The organism is Nocardia sp. NPDC050630 (genome assembly GCF_044457245.1).
Lineage (GTDB): Bacteria > Actinomycetota > Actinomycetes > Mycobacteriales > Mycobacteriaceae > Nocardia.
Map to the genome: position 1 here is coordinate 267,579 of NZ_JBITGN010000002.1, position 18,047 is coordinate 285,625.

Sequence of the window (18,047 nt, forward strand, 5' to 3'; positions counted from 1 at the left end):
TGGTCGGGCACCGACATCCCCGGGCCGCCGCCTCGATGAACCGAACCGCCATTCAACTCAGCTCGGTGCGGGACTATTCCGGCAGCAGGCTCAAAGTTCCTTCGGCGCTGCGAGCCGCGGTGAGGCAGGCGGTTGTCGTGAACTGGTCGGCCAAGGGGTGGCGGGCACGGGCTCGCCATTTGCGCACGGCGGCCATGGCCTCGGAGCGCTGGATGGCGGGATCGGTGCCGAAGGGCAGGCCGAGTCGCAGATGCGGCGCGACGCCGGAGCCGCCGATCAGGCGGTGTAGTTCGGCGAGATCCGCTGCGGGCAAGGCCAATTCATCGGTGCGTAGGCGACCGAGCAGACGGAGTTCGGCGAAACCGTGCACGTCGGCGAGCAGGGTGCGAACTCTGGGAAGCAGCTGGTCGGCGGGGGTGCCGGGGTATGCGGTGAGCACTCGCGCCAGCGCGGTGAGGGCCGAGTGAGCCTTGAGTTGATCGGCGCGCTGGCCGAATTGGACGTCGAGGACCGAGCGGAGTTCGTCCACGCCGCTGCGATTGGTCAATTCCGCTGCCAGCGCGGCGGAGTCGCGCACGCCGAGGCGGATCAGTGTGACCGCCATACGAATTCCGAAGAGGCCGAAACGTGCCGCGAGCTGGGCGCGGAGTTCGGGCGGTACCGGGAGTGGAATATCAGCGCGCGCGAAACGATCTGCCGAGAGCAAAGCGGCGCTCAACTCCTCGACCGGGACCCGGGCCAGCGCCTCGAAGGCGGTGAATTCCTGCTGACGCAGCGTCGCCGCGGCGAATGCGAGCAGACCGGCGACCGGAATTACCGCCTGACACAGTCCCGTTCGCTCCAACTCGGCAGCGAAACGTGTCGCGACATCGCGGGCGGAGTGCAGCGCATCGATCCGCCCCGCGCCGATCTCGTCGGCACGCGAAACCACACCGATAACGCCCAGCGGACCCGAAATGCCCTGCGCACCGGCGGTTCCGGCACCGACCTGTTCGAGGAAACGGACATCGGCATCATCGAGGCGACGCAGCAGATAGACCACGGCGTCCGCGCCCGGAATCGATACGGCCGCCGCGCCGCGCTCGCCGTCGGCATCACCGGGGGTGAGCAGTCGCGCGGTGCGCAGTGACACCTCCCGCGACAGCGACGATGTCCCCGGAGTGTCGATGATGGTGGTGTTCGCCAGCGCGGCGGCGGGCCACTCGACCTCGAGATGGTCGACCTCGCGCGGTCCCGGCGCATTCCAGTTCAGTCGCTCCAGATCGAAGGTGAGCCCGTGCGTCCCGCTGCCGCGGCGCACCACCACATTCGCCGTCGAGCCGTCCGGTGCATAAGCCGTCACGCTCGGGGTCGAGCCGTTGCGGTACCAGGTGACCACGCGCGTGCATTCGGTCGCGTCGGTCGGAGCGATGTCCTGACCGACCAGTGAGTTGAGCAGGGTCGACTTGCCCGCCTTCAGCGAACCCGCCAGCGCCACCCGCAGCGGTTGATCCAGGCGGCGGGCACAGTCGGCCAGCAGCGCACGCGGTCGCGGCTCGCGGGGAAATGCCTGTCTGGCCGCGGCGACCAGCTGATGCGCCTCGGCGACAATGCCGGGCGAGCGCCGAACATCATGCCGGGTCACGTCTCTTCTCACGGGGTTACCGTACCGGCGGCCCCTTTCCGCGGCGCGGCGATGGCAGGTTGCATAGCATCGGCATAGCGTCGCAGCTCGGCGACCATGTGCAGCTGCCGATCGAGCACCGCACAGCGCTCGGTCCCGCGGGCCGTTTCCATATTCGCCGCCTCCTGCGCGGCCCGCAGCGAATCGTCGATGGAGCGCAGGCTGCGTTCGGCGACGCCGGTGTAATGATCGCGCAAAGCCCGATGGATGCGATGCAGTCGGTCCTTGGATTCCTTGCCCGCCTGGAACGCGACGTCATCGATGAAACGCCGGATGGCGACCTTGGCCTCATTGCGGCGCCGGGCCAGCCTGGCCTGCTTGTCATCGCGGAATGCCTTGCCGCCCACCAGGACACCGGCGCCGATGGAGATCGGGTTCAGCATCGCGAGCCCCGCGAAGGTGGTCGCGAGCCCGACCATCAACACACCGCCGTACGAGCCGCGCATGCCAACCAGGATTTTGCTGCCGAAGCTGATATCGGGCTCCAGATCGGCGAGGGTACCCCCACCGGCGCGGCTGTCCCCGGTGTGCAGGCCGGAGCTGACATCGGGCAGCTCGACCATGCCGAGTTCGGTGAAGTGCTCGGCGACCCGCTCGGCGAGTTCCACGGCGCGGGTATGCGTCCACAACAGATTGTCGCCGAGCGCGGTGTCGATATCGCCGGTGAGCCATTCGGCAATCCGGTCCCAATGGCGGCCCGGATCATGTTTATCGATCCATTCCTCACCCGTTCTGGCGATCTCGCGCAGGCGCTCACGCAGATCGTGATCGACATCGCCGGCCAGATCAGTGATGCCGTCGGAGAGCGTCAGCTGCCAGGCCGAGGTGCGCCGGTGCAGATCCTCGGCGCTGGTCTTCGCCAACTGCAGCTCGCGCACCGCCATCGCGCCCTGGCGGGGATCGCGCAGCGCGACCAGTTCACTGCCGAGCGCGAGGGCCAAATGCTCTGCCGCCGACTGGATGTCATGCGCGACCGCGACCAGCGTCGCGGCCTGGTCGCGCGCGACCACCTGTTCACGGAGGAACTGATACAACACACCGAAGCCCGATTCGACACCGAGTTGCTGGTCCTGCAGCAGCATCGCGTGCCTGCGCAGTACCGCGGAAACCGGGATGATCGGCACCTCGACTCGCGCTCGGCTCAAATGCCCTTGATCGGCCTCATGCACTTGACGCCAATGCGGATACAGATCGATCTTGGTGAGCAGCAGTGCGGTGGTCGGGCACAGTTCGCGGACCTGCCGGAGAAAGGCCAGTTCCGGCTCGGTGAGTTCGGTGGAGGCATCCGAAAGCACCAGGACCGCGTCAGCGGTCGCGACCAGGCCGAGTACGCCTGCCGCATAGCCACTTCCGTGGCCGCCGACGCCGGGGGTGTCCACCAGGACGATGCCGTCGGCGAGCAGCGGATTCGGGAGTTGGACGTCGATGCGCTGCACCCGGCGGCCGTGGGCCTGCGGAGTATGAACGGTGATCATGCCGATCTCATCGACCGGCACCGGAACTCGCGCCTCCTCGGTTCCACTCGGCCCGGCCAGCACCAGTTCGGCATACGGTTCTGGACTGTGGGAGAGCAAGGTGGGTACCGCGGTGGTCGCGTCATCGCCGACCGGACAGATCTCCAGATTCAACAGGGCATTGACGAAACAGCTCTTGCCTTGACCGAGGTGTCCGACGATGACGATGCGCCGCCGCGGATCGCGGACCCGGTCGGCCGCCATTTCCAGGCGACCGACCAGATCATTGCGACCCGCGGCGCGCGCCGCGGCGATGGTTTCACCCAATACCGTCAGCAGCGGTACCGCGGGCGGTTGAGCATTCACTGCCGGTGTCCCCATCGAACCTCTTTCGTACTCACAACTCTTAGTGCAGGAAGGCGTCGCCGCCGAGATCGCCGCCAGCATGTCCGGCCAGATCGGTACCCGCATGAGTATCGGTGAAGAGGCCGGAATCGCTGTGGCCGGTAACCGAGGTGTCCAGATGCGAACCGGCCGAACTGTCGAGTCCGGAACCGAAGGCATTCGAAACATCCAGCGACGACCAGGTATGCGCAGTGGACCCGACGGTCGAGGAGGCGCCGCCGGTCAGTGTGGAACCGGCGTGGCCGCCCAGATCCGCGGCGCCGCTGGTCTGTGCCGCGGCACCGGAGTGCGCCGTGGAGTCGACACTCGACGAGAGACCGAGGCCCGCATCCGTCGTGCTGGAAAGCCCTGTCGCCAAACCTGATCCGGCGTGCGCACCACTATCGATGCCACCGCCGAGACTGGTTTCCAGACCGCTACCGGCATGCACGCCGCTGCTGATTCCGCTGGAAAGACCGGTCTCCAGCCCCGTCCCCACATGCGTACCCGCGTCGACCGCACCCTGCGCTCCGGTAGACACACTGCCACCGAGACCGGTAGCCGCACCGACTCCGCTGGACAGCCCCGTCTCCAGACCGGTAGCCGCATGGCCCCCGGCATCAGCCGCACCGCTCACACCTGTTGACAGACCCACGCCGAGTTCAGAACCCGCGTGCGCACCAGCACCGACCGCGCCATTCACACCGGCACCGAGCTCCGAACCTGCATGCGCGCCAGCGCCAACCGCACCATTCACACCCGAGGACAGGCCCGCACCGAGCTCCGACCCCGCGTGCGCACCAGTGCCGACCGCGCCATTCAGGCCAGCACCGAGCTCCGAACCAGCGTGCGCACCAGCACCAATCGCACCGTTCAGTCCCGAGGACAGGCCCGCACCGAGACCGGCACCAGCCTGTGCACCCGTGCCGACCGCACCACTCAGACCGGACGCCAGGCTGCCACCCAGATCAGCACCCGCCTGTGCACCAGCGCCGAGGCCCGTGGACAGACTCCCACCGGCTTGTGTCCCGGCGCCGACGGCACCCCCCAGACCTGTGGACAAACCGCCACCCAGATCAGCCGCGCCACCGATAGCGCTGGAGAACCCGGAGGTAGCGTGCGTCCCAGCGTCACCCAGATCCGATCCGACCTGCGCACCGCCGTTGAGCGCACCACCCAGCGTGCTCGACAACCCGCCACCGAGGTCAGCACCCGCACCGAGCGCCGCACCGGTAGCCAAACTCGACTCCAGCCCCGACGTCACCTGAGCACCGGTACCGATCGCCGACGAAACCCCACTCGACACCCCGCCACTGGACACGCCACCACCGAGCCCAGCACCGGCGTCCAGCCCACCGCCCAGACCGGCCTCCAGCCCACCACCGAGCCCACTACCCGCATGCGCCCCCGCATCGAAAGCGCCCTCGATCCCGGAAGTCGCCTGCGCCCCAGCATCAACAGCACCGCTCAACCCTGTGGACAAACCACCCTCAACTCCCGCAGCCCCACCAATCCCAGTGGACACGTCCGCTTCCAGACCGCTCGTCGCCTGAGCACCTGCATCAACAGCACCACCGAGCCCCGTGGACAAACCGCCGCCCAGACCCGCGCCCGCCTGTGCACCAGCACCCGCCGCACCCTCCAGGCCAGTCGATAAAACGCCGCCCAGATCAGCACCGGCACCAGCCGCACCTTCGAGACCCGTCGACAAGGCGCCACCGAACTCAGAACCCAACTGCGCACCACCACCGATTCCGGTGGACAAGCCGGAGTCCAAACCACCGCCAGCATGCGCCCCAGCATCAACAGCACCACCAAGACCGGTGGACAAACCGCCACCCAGATCCGCGCCAGCCTGTGCACCAGCACCGGCTGCACCCTCCAGGCCGGTCGACAGACCGCCACCCAGATCCGCGCCAGCCTGTGCACCAGCACCGGCTGCACCCTCCAGACCGGTCGACAGACCGCCACCCAGATCCGCACCGGCCTGTGCACCAGCACCAGCCGCGCCCTCGAGCCCCGTCGACAGATTGCCACCGAACGCAGAACCCAGCTGCACACCACTATCGAACGCGCCACCAATGCCGGTGGACAGGCCGGATTCCAAGCCGCCGCCAGCCTGTGTGCCGGCACCAACAGCGCCACCCAGGCCTGTGGTCAAGCTGCCGCCCAGATCGGCGCCCGTCTGCGCACCGGCACCAACAGCACCGCCGAGGCCAGTGGACAGGCTGCCGCCCAGATCGGCGCCCGTCTGCGCACCGGCACCAACAGCACCGCCGAGGCCAGTGGACAGGCTGCCGCCCAGATCGGCGCCCAGCTCCGCGCCGCTGCCGACCGCGCCACTCACACCTGTGGACAGATCGGCACCCGCCTGGGTTCCGGCGTTCACCGCGCCGCCGAGACCCGTCGACAGATTGCCACCGAGTTCGGAACCCAGCTGCGCTCCACCACCGAGTGCGCCGCCGAGGCCGGTGGCGAGGCCCGCTTCGAGGCCGGATCCGGCCTGGGTACCAGCATCCACCGCACCACCGAGACCGGTGGACAGGCTGCCGCCGAGATCGGCACCCGCGTCGAGTGCTCCGCCGAAACCTGCCTCCAAGCCCGAAAGCGCTTGTGCACCTGTGCCGATCGTGCCGCCCAGTCCAGCGCCGAGATCCGCACCGACCTGACCACCGGCACCAACAGCACCACCTAGACCAGCCCCGAGACCTGTCGCGGCTTGTGCACCCGCGTCGACTACCCCACCGAGGCCAGCGCCGAGCTCGCCGCCTGCACCGACCGCGCCACCGAGCCCGGTCTCCAGACCCGCGCCGGCCTGGGTGCCTGCGTCAACGACGCCGCTGAGGCCGGTCGAAAGACCAGCGTCGAGCTCAGCGCCTGCTTGGGCACCGGCGCCAATGGCACCGCCGAGGCCAGTACCGAGGTCGGCTCCCAGTTGAGTGCCTGCTCCGATGACACCGCTCAGCCCGGCGCCGAGGTCGGCACCCCCGCCGAGAGTGCCACCGAGACCCGTCTCCAGGCCGGAAATCACCTGCGCACCGCCGTTCAGGCCCGCACCGAGAGCTCCCTCCAGACCCGTGCCGACCTGCGCTCCGGCACCAAGCGCGCCCTCCAAACCAGCGCCCAGATCCGCACCAGCCTCCGCACCCGCGCCAAGCGCACCACCCAGCGCGCCACCGAGACCGGTCACGGCCTGCACACCGGCGCCGATGGCGCCGCCGAGACCGGCGGTCAGATCCGCGCCCGCGCCGACAATGCTGCCCAGACCGGCGCCGAGATCGGCTCCGGCCTGCAGCCCGGCTCCGAGCGCGCCGTTGAGCCCGGCACCAAGGTCGAGCCCGGTACCAACACCGAGGCCGAGGTCCGCGCCGAGGTCGATATCGGTGCCCAGGTCCACGCCCGCGTCGGCGGCCGCACCGAGTCCGACCGCGGCGGCGGTATTGGCTCCGGCGGCGGCACTCGCATCCGCGGCCCCGGCACCACCGGCCGCCACAATCGCGGACAGCTGCGAGCCGCCCGCGATCAGGGCCGATTCGGCGACCATGGGGGCGACAGCGGCGATATCCTCCGGCGTAACGGCGGGCAAACCGGCAGCTGCCAGCGCCTGGCCGGGGTTGGCGCAATAACCCACCGCCGCCTCGTGGTCACGGAGCAGGTTGAGAATGAACTCCAGAATCGCGTTGGGTGTCATCGAAATCATCTCCTGGATGAGCGGACCCTCGCGATCCGCAGTCGTTGGAATGCTTTTCACGCTAGGGACGCCCGGCGTTACTTCGAAACGGGGCGCACCCCTACTACGCACCGCACGTTCCGGTTAGGGGCACCCGAACGGTTAGGGGAATTTCCCCGCAACTTCCCCGACTAAGTAACGGCTGACCCCCAGCAACCGACAGAAGTGGTGCGGCTGGCAGGTCAACTCCGCCTTCCTGTCCACACAACAGCGATTACCGGGCCACACAGTTTCGAACGGGGTTCTCGAATGACAGAGCGTCTGGCGCTCGGCATCACTGTCGGAGCGTCGAATTCGGTCGCCGTGGCGACCCCGGGGGACGGCAGCGACTATGACCGGGGCCACTCCGGCGACACCGTCATTACCCATCCGAGTGTGCTGCGCCTCGCCCCACATGCGGCGCCCGCATTCGGGAGCGGTGTCCGACCCACCGGCAGGCACTCGAGTGACGTAGTACTCGAGGGTTTCCTCGCCCGGGTCGGTGATCCGGTGGATATCCTCGCCGAGGACGGAACCGCCCACTCCGCAGCGGATCTCGTGGCCACCGCCGTCGGCTGTCTGATCGATGAGATCGGTGCCGCCGCGCATTCCATGGTCGCCTGCCATCCGGCGTGGTGGTCGCGACATACCGTCGATGTGCAGCGGGCCGCGCTGGATCGCGCGGGCCTGCGCGAGGTGACCTTGGTTCCGGAGCCGACCGCGTCGGTGCGCTGGTTGGAGGCCGCGCACGGCCCGCTCGTCGAAGGCACGGTTGTCGTATACGACCTGGGCGCGTCCGGCCTCACCGTCTCGGTGGTGCGCACCGGCGCGCAGGCCGCCGTGCTCGGTGCGCCATTGCGCACTACCGATGTCGCCGGCGCCGAATTCGATCTGTTGACCATGCGCTATGTCTTGGCTAATGCCTTACGTGGAAATGATTTCGATCCGTTCGATCCGGTGGTGGAACGGGAATTGTCGGCATTGCGCGATCGCTGCCGATATGCGAAAGAAGAGCTTTCCACAAATACCGCGACAGTTGTCCCGGTCCGTTTGAACCCGGCCGATCATGACGCCGAAAACATCCGACTCGTCCGCGACGAACTAGAGGACCTACTGCGCGGGCCTTTACTGACTTCGCTCGATCTCATCCGCGATGCGGTCCATCGCGCCGGCCTCGATATCGGCGATATCGGCCGGGTGCTGCTCACCGGCGGCGGTGGTGCGGTTCCGCTGGTGGCCGAGTTGATCTCCACCGAATTCGGACTCCCCGTGGTCGCGGCACCGCAGCCGCGGCTCACCAGCGCGCTCGGCGCCGCCGAACTCGCCGCGGACCTGTTGACGGTCACCGTGGATCGCACCCCGATGGCGGCCATGGGCAGCAACGCGCGAACCGAGGAACTGCCCACCGTGCCTCGGCCGGTCGAAAAGCCCGCCACCAGCGCGGTGGCCGGTGGTGGCGCTTCACGCGATGACACCTCGCCCAAAAAGACGCTGCCCAGCGCGAGCGAACGACGCCGCAGGCTCAGCGGCCGCCAGCGCGCCGCCATCATCGCGGGCGCGGCCCTGGTGCTCGGCGCACTCGCGACGGGCACCGTCGCAATCGGCGCGCAGTCCGGCCCGACCCCACCGACGAACTCCGATCCGACAACAACACCGGGTGGATCCGTCGTCGCGGCGACCAATGGCGGCACTTCCACCGGCTCGGTGACGACCTCCGCAAAGGATTCGCCCGTCGGCAGTCCGAATCCGAAACCAGCTTCGGGACAACAGGGTTTCGCCGCAACGAGCACCGTCGCTGGCACGAGTAGCCAACCTGCCGCAGGCGAGTCCACCGAAGGCCAGTCCACCCAGAGCCAACCGGCTCCCGCCCAACCGGCACCGGCCGCCGAGCCCTCGGCGCAAGCTCCGGCAACGCAAACCCAACCCGCGCCACAACCGCAGCCGGCCCCGCAGACGCAGACGCAGGTGCAGGTCCCGACCGTGCCGTCCCTGCCGACGAACACCTTGGGCGATGCGGTCGGCGACACCGTCGGCGGCGTCGTATCCGCACTTCCCAAGATCCCCGGAGGCAGATGATGGGTGATATCGCCTTCGACACGCTGCCCTGCGCACGCGAGATCTTCCGCGAATTGGACTCCGCGGACCGGGAACCGGTCGTCTATCTGATCAGGGGCCGCTCCGGTTCCGGCAAATCCACCCTCCTCTCGGTGATCCGGGCTCGCCTGCGCGCTCACGGCATCCCGTTCCGAGACGATCCCGTAATGCCCGAAGACCTTGCGGCGCAAGTGAATGGCGCGCATGCGGTGGCGAATGTCCCCCGCGCCGACGGGCGGCGCCTCAACTACGATGATGCGCTCACCGGCAACGGCGCGGCCCACGCCACGGGCGACGGACACGCGACCCGAACCGCCGAAAAACCCAAGATCATCCAGCGCTCCGATAACGGATCACATCCGATCCAGCGCACCGACGGCGCAGGCCCACGCATGCCGCGTCCGGCTCTGATCATCGACAATGCCCACACTCTGAGCCAATCCGACCTCGCACTGCTCTGCGCGACAATCGAATCCGGCCGCTTCACGGTCATTGTCGCAACCCAGCCGCGCCCGCACGATCCGCAGCTGCGCACACTCGCCGACACCGTCGCGCGCCGCGGACGGGTAGCCGATCTGCGCGCACTCGGCGTCTCCGATATCGCACCGTTCGCCCGCGAATTGGGCATGGCGGTGCCACGCCCGGTCGCCCAGCACATCCATCGCCAGACCGGTGGCAGCCGCGGTGGCGTGGTCGCCGCGCTGACCGCCGCCTGCTCGGCCCGACTCGATGCCGGAATCCGCACCGTCGACGACGCCGTCGCCGCCTGGGCCCGCGCCCTGCTGGACAATCTCGAACCGGATCTGCTGGAGACCCTGGTCGTCGCCACCACCGGCACCGGCCTGGACTCCACCGAACTCACCGAGGTGCTCGGCGTGGACACCGCCGTGGCCCAAGACCTGATCGATCGGGCCAGGGCGAGCGCGCTGGTAACCGATGCCGATTTGCTGCTGGAACCCGCGGTCGCACCGCTGCGCACCCTGCTCGGGGACCGCCGATTCGTGGCCGTGCAGCGTCGCCTGCTCAATGCGCGCCTGGATGCGGGTCTGCTGCGCGACCACACCGCGCTACTGCTCGCCGAATCCGGCGTCCGCGACCATCGCCTCGCCGAATTCCTCTGTGCCGCAGCTGAAAAGGCGGGGCGTGCGGCCGTACGTTACTACGCCGCCGCAGCAGCGGCCGGGGCGGATCCGGACGTCATCGCGCTGCGTTGGGCAGAGGCGGCCGCATGCACCGGTGACGGCGATACGGCCATGCGACTCGCCGAGCCGGTGCTGGCCCGTCCGGGTGTCACCAGCACGGAACTCGCTGCGGCCGTGCGGATCTGCGCGGCGGTGCTGACCCGCCGCGGTCTGGTCGGGCGCGCCGCTCAGCTGTATTCCTGGCTCGGCGCACATCGGGTCGGCGCGGATTGGGCGGTCGGCGCGACCATTCAGTATCTCGCCGGTGAGGTGGCCGCGGCCGCGCAGCTGTCCGAATCGGCCACGCAATGGCCGCCCACCGAAGCCAATGCGCACGCCCGGCTGATCGCGACCGCACTCGCGTGCACCATCGTCGAACACGAAACCGGCACCGCCGCAGCAGTATCCGCACTCATCCAGGCCGCGCAGGCCGATGCTGGCACCGATCGGTTCCTGCCGTGCACCGCGGTCTCCATCGCGACGCTGCTGTGCTTGAGCACCGGCGAACCCCGTCGCGCCGGTGAGGCGCTGCGCCGGGCCAGCACCAGCGGCCTGCGCTGCCATCAGTTGCAGGTGCTCACCGCTTGGGCCGCGATGCTCGGCGGCGATGAACAGGCCGCCGCGACCACCGTCGCCGCGCTGCACATGGATTCCCTGGATATCCGCGACCGCCTGCTCGCGCACGGTGTCGCGGTCGGTCTGGCCCGCCGCGGCGGTGACCACGCCGCACTCACCCGCGCCTGGCAGGCGGCCTATCCACTCTTCGACGATGTCGACGCCGACCTGCTCACCCTCTTGCCGATCGGCGAACTGTGGCTGGCGGGCATCCGACTGCGCGATGAGCGCCGCATCGCGCCGCTGGTCGATGCCTGCCTGGCACTGCTGCGGCGACTCGACCAGCCACCCGCCTGGGCCAATGCCTTCCACTGGTACGGCGTACAGGCCGCGATCGCTCACGAGAGTCCGGAGGAACTGATTCCGCACGCCCGGCTGCTCAAGGCCGCGGCCGAATCCGGTGACCGGCATGCCGCGATCCTCGCCGACGCGGGCCGCACCTGGGTGCTGGTGCTGCGCGGTCAGGTCGCCGCGGCTCCGGTGCAGGCAGCGGTGGCCGGACTCAGTGAAATCGGCCTGACCTGGGATGCCGCCCGGCTCGCGAGCGAGGCCGCGCTGAGCGCCGCCGATTCCGCGACCGCGACCGCCCTGCTGAAACTGGCCAGAACCGTGCGTGCCGACTCCCGTCCGCAGGAACCCGTGGTCCGTCCGAGCGCACCAGCCGCTGGCTCGGGTGACGGGCCGGCCGCGGCCCCGGAACCGGTCGCCGACGCGGCGATTCTCAGCGAACGTGAACGCGAGGTCGCCGAACTCGTCCTGCTCGGTCTGACGTATCGGGAAATCGGCGCTCGCCTGTACATTTCCGCCAAGACGGTGGAGCATCATGTCGCCCGTATACGACGCCGGATCGGTGCTCGTTCCCGTTCGGAGTTATTGTCGATGCTCCGCGCCATGGGACACGGCTCGCTGCTGGTGTGATCGGGGCGCGGCCCGATCCGTGACGCCGAAGCGAGGTATTGAGGATGGCCACTGGGGTGGGCCTGCGCATCGCCGAGGACAACTGCACAGCGGCCATCGTCACCGATAACGACGAACCGACGTTCGTCGTCCGCGAGTCGATCCTGCACATGTCCGATGACGGCGACACTGTGCTCGGCGGACCGGCCCCGGCCGGTCATACGCATTCGATCACCGGTTTCGCGTCCGCGGTCGGCGATCCGGCCGGTATCTCGGTCGACGACGGCGAGGCCTATCGGGCCGAGGATCTGGTCGCGACCGCACTGTTCTGCCTGATCAATCTGACCGCTGAACATCTCAACGGCGCCGCCGAGTTCTACGCGACCTACCCCGCGGGCTGGCCCTCGGAGTACGTGCTCTCGCTCCGCGACGCACTGGACTACCTGGGCCTGAAGTCGGTATTGCTGGTCAGCGAGGGCGACCTCCCCGGCAGCGCCACCGTCGCACCGGAATTGGCCTACGCCTACGACGCCGCGCGCGCGGCGCTGGCAGCGGTGCTGGCGACTCCGGCGGGCGTGACCCCGCCGGATCCGAGCAATGCCGAGAACTCGACCGTGGTCACCGACGTCATCCCGGCGGTGCCGACGCCCGAGGTGCAGCCGCAGGCCTATTCGGCGGCGATGCCGGTCGCGGCACCGCTGGTCGCGGCGACCGCGGTCGAGGCGACCACGGAGCCGCCCCCGCCCGCGAAGCCCAAGAAAGATCGCGGCACACCACTGCTGATCGCGGTCGCGGTCGGCGTCGGCCTGATACTCGGCGGCATCGGCATCGCCGTGCTGTTCCGTGATCCCGGCTCCACCCCAGTGCCGCCGGTGCGCGACGCCAAATCCGATCTGGTCTCGACGAGCCCGACCCCGCAGCCGCCGGTGAACCTACCGACCGTGCCGGAAACCACGCCGCCGCCGACCACCGAACCGCCGGTCGTCATCACCAGCAGCGAACCGGAGACCACCGAGCCGCCGACCACGACACCATCGACCACCCCGACTATGACGACACCGCCGACCACCACCCGGTCCAGCCGGACCACCACCACCCGCCCCGGCTTCCCCATGTTCACGCCTCCGACGTGGACGCAGTTGCCGTGGCAGCAGCCTTTTCCGTTCGAGATGGCACCTCGTCGCTGATTTCGTAGGGACCTACCCGGGTTTGTGCCTTAAAGTGATCGGCTGACCGGTGTAGAAGCTGGCACACCCCGTGCCGACGAAGGGACTTCATGCGCAAGTTGGTGGCGCGCAGCGCCGCGGTCAAGGCAGCCTCGATCGGATTGGCCGCGACCGTTTTCATCGCACCCCTGCTCGTCACCACCGCCGCTTCGGCCGAACCGACAGCACCCGGGCAGCTTTCCGCCGAGAACCTGCCGCCCGAACTCGTCGAGGCCATTTCCCGTGATCTGAAGATGACGCCCGCGGAGTACCTGGAACGCTCCGCCAAGGCCCAGGAGCTCAGCGAATACGCGGAATCGTTCCGCAGCGAGCGCCCCGATACCTACGCGGGCGCCTGGCTCGGCACCGACGGCAAGCCGGTCGTCGCGGTCACCTCGGTCGATGCCGCCAAGATCGCCGCGGCCGACGGATACCAGACCCATCTGGCCCCGATCTCGGCGAACAGCCTGGAGACCTCGCTGATGCAGCTGAATCAGTGGATCAACACGCTGCCCCAGGGCATCTCCCAGTCGATCAACTCCGTCGCGGTCGACTTCCTCAACAGCCAGTTGGTGCTGTCGGTCGCCAATACCCCGGTCGGCCACGCGCTGAACCTGCCGACCCTGATCGCCAACGTCAAGGTCATTCTCTCGCCCAATAGCGGCGGTCCGATCGAGCGCCGTCCGATGGGCGGCGACACCTACATCACCGCGCCGACCTCGCTGAAGGACACCTCGCTGCGCGGCGTCGATGTTTGCTCTTTCGGCTTCAACAGTGTGGACGCGGCGGGGAACGCGCTCAACATCAGCGCGGGCCACTGCGACCCGAACCTGGAAAAGGACGACCAGCACGCGGCGGTCTACCTGCCCAATATCAAGGACATTCCGAACAGCATCGAGCTCGGCAACTTCGTCAAGGCGCGCCTCGGCGGCCCGACCGCACTCGACTACTCCGTCATCAAACTCAACGAGCGCTCGGTCAACGCGGGCATGGACCAGCCTTCGGTGCGCGGCTCCAACGGCACCACGCTGACCATCACCGGTACCGCCGAGCCGGTCACCGGCGCGCCGGTCTGCAAGTCGGGCCAGTCCTCCACCTTCACCTGCGGGTTCGTGGTGGCCGATCGGGTCGAAACCCAGCTGTACACCGCCGAAGGTGTGAGCAAGACCGTGCGCGGCTTCGCCAGCTCGGCCTGCACGCTGGGCGGCGACAGTGGCGGTGCGATCGTCTCGGGCACGCTGGCCCTCGGCATCACCAGCGGTTCCAATGCGGCCGACGCGCCCGACTGCAATGAGGCCAATGTCGCCCTCGCGCAGTACGGCGGCACCGCGACGCTCGGCATTCCGATCCGGTCGATCCTGGCCGATATCGACGCATCGGCCGGCGGCGGCGTCGGCTCCGGTATCGCGCTGCGGACCCGTCCGAACGCCGGGTGAGAGGCCTTGTCGGACACCGTCTTTCCGACAAACCGGCGGCCGGTCGCTTAGTGGGCCGAACAACATCGCAACATAAGTAGGCATAACCGGCCGGACACTTTAAGGTATGGGCATGCTCCTGCCACGTATAGGTCAGTTCCGATCAGCTGCGCGACAGACCCGGGTCCGAAAATCAGTTATCGCCGCCTCGGCGGCGATTCTGCTGTTCGGCCCAACGGCGGCAGTAGCGAACGCACAACCGGACCAGCCGGCCCTGCCCGCCGACCTGATTGCCGCGGTCGCGCGCGATCTGAAGATCTCCCCCGAGGAGTACCTGCACCGCGCCGATCTGGCCCAGCAGCTCGCGGCCTTCGCCACCACGGCGCAGCGTCAGTTCCCGCAGGTCTTCGCGGGTTCGTGGCTCGATGACGGCGGCAAAGCCGTGGTTGCCCTTGCGCAGGGCCCTGGCGCCGATGAGGCCCGCCAGGCGGCCACGTCGGCCGGATTCGAGGTCCGCAATGTCGCCAAGAGCGAGGCTGCGCTGCGTGGGGAGAAGAGCGCCTTCGAGCGCTGGCTCGAGGGGCAGCCCGAGGCGGTCTCCGCCCTGGTGCGCGGTGTGGTGGTCGATCCCGTCAACAACAGCATCGCGGTGCGGGTCGAGCAGGCCGGTTTGCCGATGCCGAACTTCGTCGATCCATCGCGGGTCATCGTGACCGCGCCGCCGGTCGCCGGTGAGCAGTTGCAGACCACCCCGGTCGCGGGTGCCATGCAGACCGGTCCGCTGGCCGGTGGCGACGGCTTCGCCTCGATCGCGGGAAAGACGTCGCTGCGCTGCTCGCTGGGCTTCAACGGCACCGACCGGAACGGCAATGCCGTGAATATCACTGCGGGCCACTGCAATCCGGACATCGCGTCGGCGGGTTCGGGGAACGCGGCGGGCGTCTACGAGCTGGCCGGCGATCGGCCGGGGGCGCAGGTCGGCACGTTCCAGAAGTCGGTGCTCGGCTCCCAGGACTACTCGATCATCCGGATCAACGATCAGGCCAGGGACCGGTTCACCAACAACTTCGTGCGCCAGCCCGGCCAGCCGGTCGCGGTCGAGGGCGTTGCCGTTCCGGTGGTCGGCGCGCCGGTCTGCAAGTCCGGCGCGCGCACCGGCTTCAGCTGCGGCATCGTGAACGCGGTGGACCAGACCGTTCAGGTCGGCGACCGGGAGCTCACCCAGGCCTTCTCCGCGAACATCTGCGCACTGCCCGGTGACAGTGGCGGTGCGATCGTCACCGGCCGGTTGGCGCTCGGCATCTCCAGCGCGTCGTCGGTGGCCGACTTCCCGATCTGCGAGATCCCGAATCTGATCGGTGCCCTCACCGGCAATGCGCCGCAGCTGTTCGCGCAGCCGGTCAGTGTGGTTCTTTCGGACAATCCAGGGCTGAAGGTCAACAACTAGCCAGACCCCTGGAAAAGGCCGACAGCGGCGACGCTGTCGGCCTTTTTGTCGTCTCTGGACCCGAGCCACTGAACTTGCGTTGCCGAGCACGCGTAAATGCCCTGTGGGGCCCGGTGACATTCCGGCATCCTGGAATGCATGTGTTTGGTGTTGATCGGTTGGCGAGCGCATCCGGAGTATCGGTTGATCGTCGCGGCCAATCGCGACGAGTTCTACTCCCGCCCGACCGAGTCGATGCGATGGTGGTCCGAGGTGCCCGGACTGCTTGCCGGACGTGATCTCGGGGCGCTGCGCAAGGTCGCGGGCGATCCGCCGGGCACCTGGCTCGGGTTGACGCGGGAAGACAACGGCCGCAATCGATTCGCCACCGTAACCAATGTGCGCAATCCGAAAGACGAACGCGGCGACGCCCGTTCCCGCGGGGCGCTACTGATGGATTTCCTGCGCGACACCAGGCAGAACCGCGAACTGGCTGGTCCGGAAAAGTATGTGCTCGACGTCGCCGCCGCCCCCGACGACTACAACGGCTACAACGTGCTGGTCTCGGACCTGGAATCGCTGTGGTGGCATTCCAACCGCAGCGCGCTGCCGCCCCAGGAACTGACGCCGGGCTTTCACGGCGTATCCAACGGCAGGTTCATCACCTCGGCCGCCCCGGGCCCGGCGGCGGCATTCGAAGCGCCCCAACCCATTTGGCCCAAGGTACGCGGCGGTCTCACCGACCTGCGTGCGGTCGTCGAGTCGGATCCCGGCAATGTGGCGCGCTACTTCGAGGTGCTGGCCGATCGCACCGAGGCGCCCGATGAACTGTTGCCGCACACCGGAGTTCCGCTGCGGCGCGAGCGCACGCTCTCGGCCAGATTCGTCGCCAACGCACTGCACGGCACCAGAGCGAGCACGGTCCTGCTCGTGCGCGAGGACGGTTCGTTCGAGATGGCCGAGCGTTCCTTCGGGCGCTTCGGACGGCACAGGGGCGAGGAAACCTTCAGCGGCAGTTTGGATCTACGCGAACACCAGGCCTGAAACACAACCGGCCCGCTCCTGGTGGGAGCGGGCCGGTCGAGTTCGATCGAGATCAGTTCGGCTGCTGAGCCGGCACGGGCTGCTGAGCCGACGCGGGCTGCTGAGCCGGCACCGACTTCTCGGCGAACTTGGTGGTGCCGGGCGCCGCCTGCAGGGTGTTGACCAGGTCGATGCCCGCGAGGGTCAGGATCGGACCACCGACGGCGAGCGTGCCGAGGATGCCACCGATTCCCGCGCCCGCGATCGCGGCCGGAATGCAGCCGACACCGAGCAGTGGCAGGCCGAGGATGCAGCCGATGACACCACCGGCAACGACACCGATGGCGGTGCCGACGAATCCGCCGACCGCCGTGGCAATGCCGAACTGAGTGGAGAACTCGTTCATTGCCCGCTGGTCTTCATCCGGGGAGGCGATCGGCTTGGCGATAGCGTTGACCGTATTCGCCTTTTGCTCGACCTTGACGCTCTGGTCAGGGGTCAGTTCGAGGACCTTGCCGTCGTCCTTCACAACCGGCTTGACGTCGACCGGGGTCTGGTCGACATTGACGTCGAGCGGCACCGAGACGACGGTGTTGCCGAGCTCGTCCTTGACCGTGTAGAGGTCCGGTTCCTGCAATTCCTCGTCGGACTTCGTCAGCTCAAAGGTTCCCCCCTTGAGCGTGGCGACGACCGTCTTGTCCACGAGCTTGACGGAGTAGCTGATCGGTTGAGCGGCCGCGGGAGCGGGCTCGGCGTGAGCAACTCCGAATCCGATGGTCATCGCGCCGATTACCATCGTGGCAGCCGCGGTAGTGCTGCGGAGATTCATTCAGTTTCCAATCCATCATCAGGTTGTCCGCGCGCCGCTTCCGTACACGCGAGAGCGCTCATCAACCCGAGGTGGTCGGACCCCGGATTCTCCCCGAGCAGTGTGAAAGACAGGCGCAGCAAACAGAACGTGGTGAGCGTAATCGAACCGAC

At 68.3% G+C, this 18,047-nt stretch carries 10 protein-coding genes; 6 read left to right on the forward strand and 4 right to left on the reverse strand.

Annotation, left to right across the window (positions count from 1 at the left end):
* Nucleotides 1–73: 73 nt before the first annotated feature.
* Genes ACIBG0_RS08690 through ACIBG0_RS08700 form a run of 3 tightly spaced genes read right to left on the reverse strand, consistent with a single transcriptional unit; the run spans nt 74 to nt 7,192 of the window.
* Complete coding sequence (locus ACIBG0_RS08690) at nt 74–1,636, reverse strand: dynamin family protein (RefSeq protein ID WP_397030643.1); 1,563 nt, start codon at nt 1,634–1,636, stop codon at nt 74–76.
* The gene (locus ACIBG0_RS08695) at nt 1,633–3,498 is read right to left on the reverse strand and encodes a dynamin family protein (RefSeq protein ID WP_397030645.1); all 1,866 of its coding nucleotides are present in this window, start codon (nt 3,496–3,498) and stop codon (nt 1,633–1,635) included. The genes ACIBG0_RS08690 and ACIBG0_RS08695 overlap by 4 nt, the downstream gene beginning before the upstream one ends.
* Before the next feature lie 25 nt (nt 3,499–3,523).
* Nucleotides 3,524–7,192 (reverse strand): IniB N-terminal domain-containing protein, encoded by a 3,669-nt coding sequence (locus ACIBG0_RS08700; RefSeq protein ID WP_397030647.1) that lies wholly within the window; start codon nt 7,190–7,192, stop codon nt 3,524–3,526.
* Nucleotides 7,193–7,480: 288 nt separating this feature from the next.
* Here ACIBG0_RS08700 and ACIBG0_RS08705 point away from each other — a divergent pair, with 288 nt between their 5' ends.
* The 6 genes from ACIBG0_RS08705 (at nt 7,481) to ACIBG0_RS08730 (ending at nt 17,087) form a co-directional block, all read left to right on the forward strand.
* Complete coding sequence (locus ACIBG0_RS08705; RefSeq protein WP_397030649.1) at nt 7,481–9,286, forward strand: Hsp70 family protein; 1,806 nt, start codon at nt 7,481–7,483, stop codon at nt 9,284–9,286.
* Entirely contained in the window at nt 9,286–12,018 is a 2,733-nt protein-coding gene (locus ACIBG0_RS08710; RefSeq protein ID WP_397030650.1) for a LuxR C-terminal-related transcriptional regulator, read from the forward strand. The genes ACIBG0_RS08705 and ACIBG0_RS08710 overlap by 1 nt, the downstream gene beginning before the upstream one ends.
* A 44-nt stretch (nt 12,019–12,062) precedes the next feature.
* Entirely contained in the window at nt 12,063–13,184 is a 1,122-nt protein-coding gene (locus ACIBG0_RS08715) for a hypothetical protein (RefSeq protein ID WP_397030652.1), read from the forward strand.
* Nucleotides 13,185–13,273: 89 nt separating this feature from the next.
* Nucleotides 13,274–14,638 carry a S1 family peptidase gene (locus tag ACIBG0_RS08720; protein ID WP_397030654.1) on the forward strand — a complete coding sequence of 455 codons (1,365 nt, stop codon included), beginning with the start codon at nt 13,274–13,276 and terminating at the stop codon, nt 14,636–14,638.
* A 112-nt stretch (nt 14,639–14,750) separates the two neighbouring features.
* Nucleotides 14,751–16,064 (forward strand): S1 family peptidase, encoded by a 1,314-nt coding sequence (locus tag ACIBG0_RS08725; protein ID WP_397030655.1) that lies wholly within the window; start codon nt 14,751–14,753, stop codon nt 16,062–16,064.
* A gap of 138 nt (nt 16,065–16,202) precedes the next feature.
* A complete protein-coding gene (locus ACIBG0_RS08730) occupies nt 16,203–17,087 on the forward strand; it encodes an NRDE family protein (RefSeq protein WP_397030657.1) in 885 nt (294 codons plus the stop codon).
* 52 nt (nt 17,088–17,139) lie between these two features.
* Here ACIBG0_RS08730 and ACIBG0_RS08735 read toward each other — a convergent pair whose 3' ends face one another.
* Nucleotides 17,140–17,895 carry a hypothetical protein gene (locus tag ACIBG0_RS08735; RefSeq protein ID WP_397030658.1) on the reverse strand — a complete coding sequence of 252 codons (756 nt, stop codon included), beginning with the start codon at nt 17,893–17,895 and terminating at the stop codon, nt 17,140–17,142.
* Nucleotides 17,896–18,047: the final 152 nt, after the last annotated feature.